The 12,952-nt window shown below is 69.3% G+C and carries 13 protein-coding genes; 6 read left to right on the top strand and 7 right to left on the bottom strand.

Going from position 1 to position 12,952, the window contains the following annotated elements; all coding sequences use genetic code 11:
* Positions 1 to 10 precede the first annotated feature (10 nt).
* The 3 genes from ACIOD2_RS38405 to ACIOD2_RS38415 all read right to left on the bottom strand — a co-directional run bounded on the left by ACIOD2_RS38405 (position 11) and on the right by ACIOD2_RS38415 (position 2,057).
* The gene (locus ACIOD2_RS38405; RefSeq protein WP_400549708.1) at positions 11 to 445 is read right to left on the bottom strand and encodes a DUF4395 domain-containing protein; all 435 of its coding nucleotides are present in this window, start codon (positions 443 to 445) and stop codon (positions 11 to 13) included.
* Between the two features lie 274 nt (positions 446 to 719).
* Positions 720 to 1,148: a TlpA family protein disulfide reductase gene (locus tag ACIOD2_RS38410; protein ID WP_400549710.1), complete on the bottom strand. Its 429-nt coding sequence runs from the start codon at positions 1,146 to 1,148 to the stop codon at positions 720 to 722.
* A 9-nt stretch (positions 1,149 to 1,157) separates the two neighbouring features.
* A complete protein-coding gene (locus ACIOD2_RS38415; RefSeq protein WP_323324668.1) occupies positions 1,158 to 2,057 on the bottom strand; it encodes a DUF2993 domain-containing protein in 900 nt (299 codons plus the stop codon).
* A gap of 175 nt (positions 2,058 to 2,232) precedes the next feature.
* On the opposite strand from ACIOD2_RS38415, the gene ACIOD2_RS38420 reads away from it, so the two are divergent.
* From ACIOD2_RS38420 to pstB, 6 genes are all read left to right on the top strand, one after another.
* The gene (locus tag ACIOD2_RS38420) at positions 2,233 to 2,985 is read left to right on the top strand and encodes a response regulator transcription factor (RefSeq protein WP_323324667.1); all 753 of its coding nucleotides are present in this window, start codon (positions 2,233 to 2,235) and stop codon (positions 2,983 to 2,985) included.
* A gap of 68 nt (positions 2,986 to 3,053) precedes the next feature.
* Positions 3,054 to 3,959 (top strand): mycothiol synthase, encoded by a 906-nt coding sequence (gene mshD, locus ACIOD2_RS38425; protein ID WP_400549713.1) that lies wholly within the window; start codon positions 3,054 to 3,056, stop codon positions 3,957 to 3,959.
* A gap of 226 nt (positions 3,960 to 4,185) precedes the next feature.
* Positions 4,186 to 5,316 carry a phosphate ABC transporter substrate-binding protein PstS gene (gene pstS, locus ACIOD2_RS38430; protein WP_400549715.1) on the top strand — a complete coding sequence of 377 codons (1,131 nt, stop codon included), beginning with the start codon at positions 4,186 to 4,188 and terminating at the stop codon, positions 5,314 to 5,316.
* A gap of 199 nt (positions 5,317 to 5,515) precedes the next feature.
* Entirely contained in the window at positions 5,516 to 6,436 is a 921-nt protein-coding gene (pstC, locus tag ACIOD2_RS38435; RefSeq protein ID WP_400550648.1) for a phosphate ABC transporter permease subunit PstC, read from the top strand.
* A gap of 2 nt (positions 6,437 to 6,438) precedes the next feature.
* The gene (gene pstA, locus ACIOD2_RS38440) at positions 6,439 to 7,356 is read left to right on the top strand and encodes a phosphate ABC transporter permease PstA (protein WP_400549717.1); all 918 of its coding nucleotides are present in this window, start codon (positions 6,439 to 6,441) and stop codon (positions 7,354 to 7,356) included.
* A gap of 10 nt (positions 7,357 to 7,366) precedes the next feature.
* Complete coding sequence (gene pstB / locus ACIOD2_RS38445) at positions 7,367 to 8,143, top strand: phosphate ABC transporter ATP-binding protein PstB (RefSeq protein ID WP_284747324.1); 777 nt, start codon at positions 7,367 to 7,369, stop codon at positions 8,141 to 8,143.
* Between the two features lie 161 nt (positions 8,144 to 8,304).
* On the opposite strand, the gene phoU is transcribed toward pstB, so the two are convergent.
* The 4 genes from phoU to idi form a co-directional block, all read right to left on the bottom strand.
* Positions 8,305 to 8,970, bottom strand: coding sequence for a phosphate signaling complex protein PhoU (gene phoU, locus ACIOD2_RS38450; protein ID WP_400549719.1), 666 nt, complete (start codon positions 8,968 to 8,970; stop codon positions 8,305 to 8,307).
* Between the two features lie 83 nt (positions 8,971 to 9,053).
* Positions 9,054 to 10,514 carry an LCP family protein gene (locus ACIOD2_RS38455; protein WP_400550650.1) on the bottom strand — a complete coding sequence of 487 codons (1,461 nt, stop codon included), beginning with the start codon at positions 10,512 to 10,514 and terminating at the stop codon, positions 9,054 to 9,056.
* A 993-nt stretch (positions 10,515 to 11,507) separates the two neighbouring features.
* Positions 11,508 to 12,212, bottom strand: a complete 705-nt coding sequence (locus tag ACIOD2_RS38460) for a GGDEF domain-containing protein (RefSeq protein WP_400549721.1) — start codon at positions 12,210 to 12,212, stop codon at positions 11,508 to 11,510.
* Positions 12,213 to 12,332: 120 nt separating this feature from the next.
* On the bottom strand, positions 12,333 to 12,896 hold the full coding sequence (idi, locus tag ACIOD2_RS38465; protein ID WP_400549723.1) for an isopentenyl-diphosphate Delta-isomerase: 564 nt from the start codon (positions 12,894 to 12,896) through the stop codon (positions 12,333 to 12,335).
* Between the last annotated feature and the right edge of the window lie 56 nt (positions 12,897 to 12,952).

The following is a 12,952-nucleotide window of genomic DNA, read 5'->3' on the forward strand; positions in this document are numbered from 1 at the left end:
GGGTTGAACTTCAGGACGACGCGCGGGCGGGACTGAAGCGTTTGATCAGCAAGAACATTTCGCAGCCGAGGCAGAAGTCGAAGGCCGCGTTGAGGAAGGCGGCGAACAGCGCGAACGCCGTCGCGACGATGCCGAGCGGGGTGACGCCGAGCGCGAAGCCGAGGGTCCCGATCAGCGCGAACACGAACCCGACCGCCTGCGCGAACCGCAGCGGCGCCGCGTCCTCCCGCTCGGTCGTCGGGCCCAGGCGCGGGGCCACCAGGTAGCGGTACACCAGCGAGTACGGCGCGGGCTTGAGCCCGATGAACGCGCCGATGGCGAAGACGACGGTCTGGATCGCCAGCAGCGGCCACCACTGGGTGACCAGGACGACCGCGAGCACGATCGTCGTCAGGATGGCGGCGAACCGCGGGCCACGCGGGTCTACGGCCGGTCCGGCGGACATGGTTCCTCCAGCTGGAGCAGAGAAGGTGCGTGCGTACGGCACGCGTCAGCGGCATCAGGGCTGGCTGGGGACCGAAGCGATGAGAGACGTCGTTCAGCGCCGGTCGGGCTGAACACGACACAGGCTGCTGCGGACGCGGCAGAGGTCGACTGCGCGTCGCTGCGTCAAGAAGGTGGTCAGCCCGGTCACGGGTGCGAGGGTACCCAGAGCTCCCTCAGGGTGGGAACCACGTTCATACCTTGGGACGATTCCCGCAGGCTGGGACATCGCCCGGTCAGGACGTCCGCAGGGTGAGATGCGGGCGCAGCGCTTCCAGCAAATCCGCGCCCTTCGGGACGCCGCTGACGCGCAGCAGCTCCCGGCCGTCCGGGGCCAGCGCGATCGTGGTCGGCGTCCGCAGCACGGACAGGGACTGCGCGACCTCGGGCTGGTTCGTGACGTCGAGTTCGACGTGGTGCAGGCCCTCGGTCCGCTCGGCGAGCGGCGCGAGGACGGCCTTCGCGTGCCGGCAGGGCGCGCAGAAGGTGGTGGAGATCTGGACCAGCGTCACGGCGGACGCCGGGTCGAGGGCGTCGGCGACGGGGCGGGGCAGCTCGCGCACGGTGTCCCGGGCCTCACGCACGCGGCCGTTGCGGGCCCGCAGCAGCAGCCCGGCGGCCGTCCCGGCCACCAGTACCGCCACGAGCACCCACAGCCCCGTCACCGGCCACTCCTACTTGCTCAGGTCCGCGAAGGACACGTTCGACGCCTCACCCTTGATCGTCACCGATCCGCTCTGCACCCGCACGCCGGTCGGGGTCACCGACAGCGGCAGGTCCTTCGTCGCGATCGACGCGTTGAAGTTCGGCAGCAGCGCCTTCTGCACCGCCTGGGGAACGACCGTCGTCTCCTGGTCATTCCCGAACTGCAGCCGCTTCGGCGCGAAGGTGATCGTTCCCGCCTTCGCGTCCGCCTCGATCATCGCGAAGCAGAAGATTTCCAGATCCTTGCCCGCGAACTGAAGGTGTCCCGAAATGCGGACACCCGTGCTCGACTCGTCGACGGTCTGGCCGTCGGCGGCGGTCGTGGTGGTCGTCGGCGTCGGCTCGCTCTGCCCGGAGTCGCCGTTCTGGACGTAGTCCGTGGTCGCCGGCTCGATCCGCAGGTCCTTGATCTTGTCCAGCGGCGAGATGCGGGCCAGGTCGGCGGCCTTGATGGTGACCGCCCCGGTCAGCTTGCCGATGGTGATCGCCTTGGTGTTGCCGTTCGTGAGGTCCGACAGCGGCGCGGTGACGTCCTCGAGCTCGGCGTTCAGCGCGACGTCCTGGAGCTTGTCGCCGACCGGCACACCGGCGGCCGACACGCTGATGTGACTGTAGTCACCGCCCAGGGCCTGCGTGAGGAACGGGAAGCCGTGGATCGTCACCGACGGGTCGTCGGTCAGCTGCAGCTGTTCACGCGCCTTCTGCGAGATCGTGTGCTCGGCGAACGCTGCGGCCCCGAAGTCGGCGCCGACGAGCAGCAGCACCAGCACGACCAGGGCGATCACCCAGCGACGGCCCCGGCGGCCGCGGCGTCGCGCGTCCGGCCTCGGTGCGGGTCGGTCGTCCCGGGTCACGGGCCTGCTCACCATCGCGTCCGTACTCCTGTTTCGTCGGGGATCATCGGGGTTCGTCGGGCGCACCGGGGGTTTCTCCAGGTGTGATCGATCCAGCAAGGGTTAGGTACCCGGCCGTTGAGCCGCTATTCTCACTTAGCACCGACTAACGCCACCGTGAGGCGACGATTTTGAGAAGGCGGTGCGGCTCATGAGCCTGGACCTTCTGGTACTCACCGCGGAAGCGGACGCCACTTCGGTGCTTCCCGCGCTGGACTTGCTGCCGCACACCGTACGCGTCCGTCCCCCCGAGGTGACCGCCCTGCTCGACGCGGGGCACCGCGACGTCATCCTGCTGGACGCGCGCAGCGACCTGGCCTCGGCGAAGAGCCTCTGCCGGCTGCTCAAGGGCACCGGCGAGGACGAGGCGTCCACCCCGATCATCGCCGTCGTCGGCGAGGGCGGGCTGGTGGCGGTCAGCGCCGAATGGCGTACCGACGACATCCTCCTGCCGACGGCGGGCCCGGCCGAGGTCGACGCCCGGTTGCGGCTGGTCACGACCCGCGACGGCGGTTCCGCGCAGGTCGACGCCGAGCTGCGGGTCGGCGAGCTGGTCATCGACGAGGCGACCTACACCGCGCGGCTCAAGCGGCGCACGCTGGAGCTCACCTACAAGGAGTTCGAGCTCCTCAAGTACCTCGCGCAGCACGCCGGCCGGGTCTTCACCCGCGCCCAGCTGCTGCAGGAGGTCTGGGGTTACGACTTCTTCGGGGGCACCCGCACGGTCGACGTCCACGTCCGGCGCCTGCGCGCGAAGCTCGGCCCGGAGCACGAGCAGATGATCGGCACCGTGCGCAACGTCGGGTACAAGTTCGAGCGGCCGGCCAAGGGCGCGCCGCGCGGCAGCGTGCCGGTGCAGGCGCCCGCCGAGGCGCCGGCCGACACCCCCGAACTCGCGCGCTAGGTCCCCCACGCTCTCCAGGACGTCTCGCACGACCTTCGCGTTGCTCCGGTCCCGGGTACGGTCACGGGGTGAGTGGAGACGGGGAGTGGCGCCAGGAACTGGACGGGCAGCAGCTCGCGGACGTGCGGGAGCTGCTGCTGGCCGTGCGCGACGCGGACGGGCGGCCCGAGGTCGAGCCCGAGGGCGCGCTGCCGGGTGAGTTCGACGGTGGTGAGCACCTCGTCGCCTGCGTCGACGGCGACGTCGTCGGGTACGCCCACCTCGACACCACCGGCGACTCCTTCGGCCACCAGGTCGCGGAGCTGTTCGTGCACCCCGCCCACCGCAGCCGCGGGTACGGCGCGAAGCTGCTTCAGGCGCTCGACGAGCGTGCCGCGGTCGGCTTCCGGGTCTGGGCGCACGGCGACCACCCCGCGGCCCGTCAGCTCGCGCTGAGGGCCGGGCTGGAGCGCAAGCGCGAGCTGCTGATCCTGCACACCACCGCCGACGGCGCGGACTGGCCGGAGCCGGTGCTGCGCGACGGCGTCACGCTGCGCGCGTTCGTGCCGGGCCAGGACGAGGACGCCGTCGTGCGGGTCAACGCGCGGGCCTTCGACTGGCACCCCGAGCAGGGCGCGCTGACCGCCGAGGACATCCGCGCCGACGAGCGCCGGCCGTGGTTCGATCCGGCTGGCTTCTTCCTCGCCGAAGAACAGGGCGAGGTGATCGGCTTCCACTGGACGAAGGTGCACGAGGCCACGCCCGGCCGCTTCGGCGGCGAGCGCGTCGGCGAGGTGTACGTCGTCGGCGTCGATCCTTCGGCGCAGGGCGGGGGCCTCGGCCGGGCGTTGACGCTGGCCGGGCTGCGGTACCTCGCGGGCCAGGGGTTGCGGCAGGTGATCCTCTACGTGGAGGGTGACAACGCTCCGGCGCTGGCCGTTTACACGAAGCTCGGGTTCACCCGTCACGAGACCGACGTCCAGTACGGTCGGTGACCACGTTGGACGCCGTGCAAGCGCTCCGTCACTGTCGGCAAACTCCCAGGTCACGGCCAGGACACGGCGCCCTTTCGGTGTAGTCGCACTGCTCACATCAGCGGCCTTGTTCACTTTGCGTTCATTTGTTCACGGCCGACCGTCCACCAGGGCTGCCTAATGTCCGGATCCGGCGCGGCACCACGCCGCGGGTGTTCCGGTCAAGCTCCTGATGGAGGAAACAGCAGTGAAGATCATGCGGCCCCTGAGCGCGGTGGGCATCGTGGCGAGCGCCGCCCTCGTGCTCGCCGCCTGTGGTTCCGACCCCGCGGCGACGAACAGCAGCAGCTCGAACTCGGCTGCCGCCCCGGCCGCCACCGGCACGGCCGACGTGGCGTGCGGCGGCAAGAGCCCGCTCTCCGCCGAAGGCTCGTCGGCACAGAAGAACGCCATCGACATCTTCACGCAGCAGTACAGCAAGAAGTGCGCGGGCCAGCAGGTCAACTACAACCCGAGTGGCTCGGGCGCCGGCGTCAAGCAGTTCAACGCCAACCAGATCGACTTCGGCGGCTCGGACTCGCCGGCCACCGGCGCGGACCTCGACGCGGCCACCAAGCGCTGCGCGAGCCCCGCCTGGAACATCCCGATGGTCGTCGGCCCGGTGGCCGTCGCCTACAAGCTCTCCGGTGTGGACAAGCTGACGCTGACCCCCTCGGTCATCGCCAAGATCTTCAGCGGCGGCATCACCAAGTGGAACGACCCGGCCATCAAGGCGGTCAAGGGCAACGAGAGCGCGAACCTGCCGGACAAGGCCATCCAGGTCGTCTCCCGCGCCGACGAGTCGGGCACCACCGACAACTTCCAGAAGTACCTGGGCGCGGCGGCGAAGGCCGACTGGACCAAGGGTGCGGGCAAGAAGTTCAACGGTGGCGTCGGCAACGGTGCGCAGGGCTCCAACGGTGTCGCGACCGCGGTGAAGGCCGCCGACGGCGCCATCACCTACGTCGAAGGCGCGTTCGCCAAGGACGGCCTGACCCCGGCGCTGATCGACAGCGGTTCCGGCGGCGTCGAGCTGACGTCGGAGAACGTGGCGAAGTCGCTCGACTCGGCCAAGTTCCTCAAGGACGGCACGAACGACCTCGCGCTCGACCTCAACGGCATCTACGCCAGCAACACCCCGGGTGCCTACCCGCTGCTGCTGACGACCTACGAGATCGTCTGCTCGAAGTACGCGAACGCCGATGTCTCGAAGGCCGTCAAGGCGTTCCTGACGGTGGCCGCCACCGACGGTCAGCAGCCGCTGTCCGCCAAGGGTTACGTCCCGATCCCGCAGTCGCTGCAGACCAAGGTTCTCGCCGCGGTCCAGGCGATCTCCTGACGCGGTCTTGCGACTGCTCCCCGAGTTGATACAGGCTGGTCAGAAGTAGCTGATGAGCGAGTCATCCTCGACGCGAACGCCCACCGGCGACCCCGGTGGGCGTTCGTCGTCCGCCACGACGCCCCCGGAGGATCCGATTTCGGAGCAACCCACCTCGACGGCGGTGCCCGAGCCGCCCGCGAGCGAGAAGCCGAAGAAGGTGCGGCCCGGTGACCGCATCTTCCAGAACCTGACCACCGGGGCCGGGATCTTCGTCGTCGCCTTGATCGGCCTGATCGGGCTCTTCCTGCTCATCCAGGCGATCCCGGCGCTGCGGGCCGACAACGCCAACTTCCTGTTCAACCACGGCTGGTCGACCAACGACCCCGCCAACATGTCGTTCGGCATCCTCGACCTCCTCGAGGTCACGGTCGCGACGTCGCTCGTGGCGCTGATCATCGCGATGCCGGTGTCACTGGGCATCGCGTTGTTCCTGACCCACTACGCGCCGAAGCGGCTGGCGCGGCCGTTCGCGTACGTCATCGACCTGCTCGCCGCGGTGCCGTCGATCATCTTCGGCCTCTGGGGCATCCTGGTCTTCGCCCCGGCCATCGAGCCGTTTTCGCAGTGGATCAACGACACGTTCTCGTGGTTCCCGCTGCTGGCGCCGGGCAACGTCTCGCCGAGTGTGCGCGGCACGATCTTCACCGCCGGCATCGTGCTGGCCGTGATGATCCTGCCGATCATCACCTCGCTCTCCCGCGAGGTGTTCGAGCGGACGCCGACCCCGCACCTCGAGGGCGCGCTCGCCCTCGGCGCCACGCGCTGGGAAGTCATCCGCACCACCGTGCTCCCGTTCGGCAAGGCCGGCTACATCGGCGCCTCGATGCTCGGCCTCGGCCGGGCGCTCGGCGAGACGATCGCGCTGGCCGTCATCCTGCTCATCCCGCAGGGCCGCAACTTCGACTGGAGCCTCTTCGACGGCGGTTCGACGTTCGCCTCGAAGATCGCCGCCAACTACAGCGAGTTCAACAACGAGATCTCGGCCGGCGCGTACATCGCGGCCGGCCTGGTGCTGTTCGTGCTCACGTTCCTCGTGAACTTCGCGGCGCGGTCCGTCATCGGCAAGAAGGGGGACTGAGCATGTCCACGTCCACGCTCGAAGCTCCCGCGACGACACCGGCGTTCCAGCAGGTCAGCCTGGCTCGCAAGGTCAAGAACGGCCTGGCGACCACGCTGGTCTGGCTGTCGTTCCTGATCGCCGTCGTCCCGCTGGTGTGGGTGCTGTACACGGTCGTCGCGAACGGCATCAAGCGCATCCCGTACAGCAACTGGTGGTCGCAGGACCTGGGCAACTACCTGTCCGACGAGGTCGGCGGCGGTGTGCTGCACGCCATCATCGGCAGCCTGCTGCAGGGCCTCGTCTGCGCGATCATCGCGGTGCCGATCGGCATGCTCGTCGCGATCTACCTGGTCGAGTACGGCCGGGGCAGGCTCATGAAGGCCACCACCTTCATGGTCGACATCCTCTCCGGTGTCCCCTCGATCGTCGCCGCGCTGTTCATCTACGCGCTCTGGATCACCACGTTCGGCCTGCCGCGCAGCGGTTTCGCCGTGTCGCTGGCCCTGGTGCTGCTGATGATCCCGGTCGTCGTCCGCTCGTCGGAGGAGATGCTGCGGATCGTCCCGGACGACCTGCGCGAGGCGTCCTACGCGCTGGGCGTGCCGAAGTGGAAGACGATCGTGAAGATCGTCCTGCCGACGGCCCTGTCCGGCATCATCGGCGGCATCATGATGGCGCTGGCCCGCGTGATGGGGGAAACCGCGCCGCTGCTGGTCCTGGTCGGCTACTCCGCCTACACGAACTGGGACATCTTCAGCGGCGAGCAGGCGGCGCTCCCGCTGCTGATGAACAACGAGCGCGTCACCAACTCGATGGATCCCGGCTCGGTCGGCTTCGACCGGATCTGGGGCGCGGCACTGACCCTGGTGCTCATCATCGCGATCATCAACCTCCTCGCCACCGTGTTCGCGCGCCTTGTCGCCCCGAAGAAGAAGTGAGCTGTAAGCCATGGCAAAGCGAATCGACGTCAAGGACGTGGACATCTACTACGGCAAGTTCCACGCCGTCGACGGTGTCACCCTGTCCGTGCCGCCGCGCAACGTCACCGCGTTCATCGGCCCGTCGGGCTGTGGCAAGTCGACGGTGCTGCGCACGCTGAACCGCATGCACGAGGTCATCCCCGGCGCTCGCGTCGAGGGTGACGTCCTGCTGGACGGCGAGAACATCTACGCATCGGCCGTCGACCCGGTCCAGGTGCGCCGCACGATCGGCATGGTGTTCCAGCGCCCCAACCCGTTCCCGACGATGTCCATCAAGGACAACGTCGTCGCGGGCCTGAAGCTGGGCGGCACCAAGGGAAAGAAGACGCTCGACGAAATCGCCGAGCGCGCCCTGCGCGGCGCGAACCTGTGGAACGAGGTCAAGGACCGCCTGAACAAGCCGGGCGGCGGCCTCTCCGGCGGTCAGCAGCAGCGTCTCTGCATCGCCCGCGCCATCGCGGTGCAGCCGGACGTCCTGCTGATGGACGAGCCGTGCTCGGCGCTGGACCCGATCTCGACCCTGGCGATCGAGGACCTGATCGGTGAGCTGAAGAAGGACTACACGATCGTCATCGTCACGCACAACATGCAGCAGGCGGCGCGGGTTTCCGACCAGACGGCGTTCTTCAACCTCGCCGGCGTGGGGCAGCCGGGCCGTTTGGTGGAGCTCAACGACACGGAGAAGATCTTCTCCAACCCGGACGAAAAGGCCACGGAAGATTACATTTCCGGCCGCTTCGGCTGAGTAGTCGTTGTTGCGGAAGGCCTTTCTCGCCCGTGCTCGGGGCCGGCGAGAAAGGCCTTCTTTTCTGTCGGCGCAGTGTCCGAAGTGGATATTCGGAAACCGTTGTTCGGCAAAGAAAAAGCCCCCGGCTCCGGCCGGGGGCTTTCCTTCTCGAACGAGGCTCAGATGTCGTCGTCGGAGCCGTAGCCCGGCATCTTGCCGGTGACCACGAAGATCATCCGCTTCGCGACCGACACCGCGTGGTCGGCGTAGCGCTCGTAGAAGCGGCCCAGGAGGGTGACGTCGACCGCGGCGGCGACGCCGTGGGGCCATTCGCGGTCCATCAGGACCGTGAAGAGGTGGCGGTGGATGTCGTCCACCTGGTCGTCGTCGGACTCGAGCGTCTTCGCCGCTTCGACGTCCTTCGTCTTGATGACCACCTCGGTCTGCCTGGCCAGCTTCACCGCGACCTCGCCCATCTCGGCGAAGTACGGCTTCACGGCCTCGGGCAGCACGGGTTCGGGGTGCCGCCGGCGCGCGGCCTTCGCCACGTGCAGGGCCAGATCGCCCATCCGCTCCAGGCTTTCCGCGGCGTGGATCGCCGCCAGCACGGTGCGCAGATCGGTCGCCACCGGTGCCTGGAGGGCGAGCAGGGCGTACGCCTGCTCCTCGCACAGGGCGCGGGCGTCGTCGACCTTCGCGTCGTCGCTGATCACCTGCTCGGCGAGACTGAGATCGACCTCCAGAAGGGCCTGGGTGGCGCGCTCCATGGCGTCGGCGACCTGGAGCGACATGGCGGCCAGGTTGTCGGCGAGCTGTTCGAGTTCGACATGGTAAGCCTCACGCATGGCCCAACCCTACGGGCAACCATGACCGAACACCGCATCGCTGGGTGAACCGCACGTGAACCCGGACTAACAATCCTCGCGGCTCAGCCGGTGGTGCTGGTCTTCTTGCTGCTCGAGGTCTTCGACGTGGTCTTGGAGGACGATTTCGACGACGAGGACGAGGAGGACGACGACTTCGACGAGCTGGTGGGCGCCGGCTGCTCGCTCTGCGGGACCGGGGCGTTGGGGTCGGGCAGCGCGGTGTTGTTGCGCAGCGCGTCGAAGAGCGCCTTCGTCTTGCTGCGGACGAGGACCTCGTTGCCGCGGCTGTTGGCGATGCCGACCGTCGGCACGGTGAGGAACGAGATCTTCGACGGGTCGAGGCCCTTCATCGACTGCGCCAGCGTCATCATCTGCTTGACACCGAGGTTGTCGCCGAAGGTGGCCTTCGCGAACGCCGTGATGAAGTCGCTGAGCTTGCCGGGGTCGAGCACGACGTCGGACGACATGACCTTCTTCAGCAGCGCGCCGATGAACTCCTGCTGCCGCTTGATCCGGCCGTAGTCGGACGTCGGGTCACCCTTGACGTGCCGCGCGCGCACGAAGTTCAGCGCCTGGTCACCGGAGATCGAGACGTCGCCGGTCTCCAGCAGCACCTTGCCGAGCACGGAGTCGTCGATCGGGATCTCGTTGTGGATGGTGACGCCGTGCACCGCGTCGACCATCTCCTTGAAGCCGTTGAAGTCGATGCCGACGAAGTGGTTGATCCGCAGCCCGGTGAGCTGCTGGATCACCTTGGTGACGCACGAGGGCCCGCCGACCGCGTACGCGGTGTTGAGCTTCGCGATCTTCTGGCCGGGCACCTTCTCGTCGGTGTTCTTGTTCTGCGCGGGATCCCAGCGCTGGCAGTCGGGCCGGTCGATCTCGAGGTCGCGCGGGAACGACGTGACGACGACGCGCTTACGGTCGGCCGGGATGTGCGCCACCATCACGGTGTCCGAGCGCGCGCCCGGCGTGCTGTCCGCGGTGCCGACGCCTTCCTCGGCCCCCGCGCCGTCGCGGGTGTCGGACCCGACCATGAGGAAGTTCTCGTCGTTGGCCTGCGCCGCGGCGTCCTGGATGTCGGACGAGTTCTCGTCGAGGGCCGAGATCTGCGTGAACTTCGCGTCGAAGTAGGTCTGGGCGCCCCACGCGCCACCGACGCCGAGGAAGACGAGCGCGGCGACGACGGCGGCGGCGATCCGCCCGAACCGGCCCGCCCGCTCGTGCTTGTGCTGCTTCTTCTCCTGCAGCCGCGTCTGCGCGGCCAGCTCGGCGGCGTCGGTCTCGGGCTCGACCGGGGTGACCACGCGCTGAAGGGCCGTACGCGTGCTCTCGATCAGGGAGGCAGGGGAGAGGCGTTCACGGCGTTCACGCCGCTTCGCCTCTTCGGCGTTCCCCTCGTCGTGCGCGGCCGAGAACCGGGCGAGGGTGTGGTCGATCTTGCGGCGGTACTGCGTCGCCTCGTCGATCGCTTCCATCTCGTCGGTCATGGTCAGCGGGTCGAGCTCGGAGCGCGGCGGCACCGCGCTCGCCGGCCGTGCCGGGGCGTCGGCCTGCGGGCGCCGCAGCGCGGTGGTGTCGGACGTCGGCCGGGCACGTCCCGGTGCCGAGGATTCGGACGCGGCCGCGCGCTTGGCGGCCGGGCCGTCGGCCTGCGGGCGGCGGGTGTCACCGGCAGGCCGGGTGCGTCCCGGCGCCGACGATTCGGACGCCGCCGCGCGCTTGGCGGCCGGGCTGTCGGCGGTAGTTGGTGGCCGCTTCACCGCCGGCGCGTCGGGGGCCGGGGGACGCTGGGGGGCCGGTGCGTCCGCACGCGGCGGTACCGCGCCGTCCGGAGCGGCCGCGGGGCGGCGAGGCCGGCGGGGCGGCTGCGGCGCGGCCGACGTCTGCTGCTGGCCCGGGTTCGCGGCCGGCGGGCGGCGCTGGAGCGGGGCCTCGGGCTGCGGGGCGGCGGCGGTCGTGCGGCGGGGCTGACGCGGCCGCGGGGGACGCGGTTGACGAGTGGCGTCCGTGGGTACTGGGTTGTCGGCGGGCGACTGCACCGGCCGCGGCGCGCGAGCGCGGGGCGGCTGCGCGGCTCGGGGCGGTTCGGCGGTGCGCCCGCGGTGTCCTGGCTGGTCAACGCGGTCCTGCTGGTCGCGCGGCGGAACGGGACGGACACCGGTGGTCTTCGCGACGACGTCCGAAACGCTGATCCCGCCGTTGTCCTCCATGGACCTGCGTCTGCCGCTTCGGGGTCGCGCGGGGCCATCGACGCGGCGACCGTTTCCCGGGCTGTCGAGCTCGTCCGGCACTCGGTCTCCTCTCGCGCGATCCAGGGGCGGGTCTTCGACTTGGCCGTCTTCCCCCGCGAGAGGTGATCGTTCCCCCGGAGGTTTTCGTTATCGTACGGATACCCCCCGTTCGTGACGACACCCTCCCGGAATTTTCTTCACCTTGAGTCGACGAACGGCCGCCCAGCGTCGACAAACGGGTGAAGGCGGTTGTACGCAATCCGGGGTAATGCGGAGTTTACGTTACTCTGAGTGGGTTATTAACCGAGTCGTTTGCGCGTCGTGATAGGCGACTTTGTTCCGCCCCGCACGTTTCGCGGCATAGAGCAGGGTGTCGGCGCAACGCAGCTGCCGCTCGGGGGTCGCCGCCGCGTCCGGCTCGGTCGCGGAGTCGTGCGCGAGGCCGGCGCTGATGGTCACGCACAGTCCCGGCTGGACTTCTGACCAGGGGTGACGGGCGACACGCAGCCGGGCGGCGTCGACGATGCGGACGGCGTCCCCGACGTCGACGCCGGGCAGCCACAGCACGAACTCCTCGCCGCCGTAGCGGGCGCAGAAGCCGTCTTCGGGCAGCTCCTCCTGCAGGAGGTCGGCCACCCGGCGGAGAACACGGTCGCCGACGAGGTGACCGTACGTGTCGTTGACGCGCTTGAAGCGGTCGAGATCGATCAACGCGATCGCCAGCGGGGGCCGCGGCCGGGCGGTCTGGTGGCCGGTGAGCGGTCCGTACAGGCGCTCGTCGAGGTAGCGGCGGTTGTAGCTGGACGTCAGCGCGTCACGCAGGCTGCCGTCACGGGCGATGTCCAGCGCGGAGCGCAGGTGCTGGTAGGCGCGGCGCCAGTCGCCCTGGGTCGCGAACAGGCTCGCGACGGTCTCGTGGAGGCGGAGCAGGTCCGGCGGCTGCGGGCCGCGTGCCCGGCGCAGCGCGGCTTCGTCCTCGGCGACCATGCCCACCTCCACCACGCATTGGTTGTCGTCGTAGAGGTGGCCGCGCTTGAGGTGTGGGTACGGACGAAAGTGAATTTCGCTCAAACGGGAGGTCGACGGTAACTCAGCGGAGTCGGAGGTTCAGAGGCGGGAGAACGGTTCGATGCCCTTGAGCTGCGCGTACTGGTCTTTGGCCCAGTAACTCACATTAGCCGTCTGGTCGTTCAGCAACTCCGTGTAGTCACCCCAGGGGATCCAGCGCCAGCCGCCGACCTCGGCCGGGTTCGGCGCGGGCTCGGTGTCGGTCCAGGCGGCGAACACCGGGCAGAACTCGTTCTCGACGATCCCCTCGAACGGCGGCGTCCGGTACCGGTACTTCGGCAGCACGCAGTGCAGCCCGGACAGCGTCGGCAGCCCGATCTCGTAGGCGGCCCGGCGGCGGACGGCGTTCTCGAGGGACTCGCCGGGCGCGGGGTGCCCGCAGACGCTGTTGGTCCAGACCCCCGGCCAGACCTTCTTCTCGTGTGCGCGCTGGGTGATCAGCAGGGCATTGTCGCTGCGGCGCAGGACGTAGCAGGAGAAGGCCAGGTGCAGGCGGGTGTGCTCGTGGTGGCTGGCCAGCTTGGGCCCGGTCTCGCCGGTGGGCACACCGTCCTCGGTGACGAAGACGACGCGCTCGGTCTCGGTTTCGGTCGCGGTATCCACCGGCCCAGTAGACACGACGGCCACGGGCGTCCCGTACCGCAAGGCGGGTGGCCGCG

Origin of the sequence: Amycolatopsis sp. NPDC088138 (assembly GCF_044741685.1) — a bacterium.
GTDB lineage: Bacteria > Actinomycetota > Actinomycetes > Mycobacteriales > Pseudonocardiaceae > Amycolatopsis.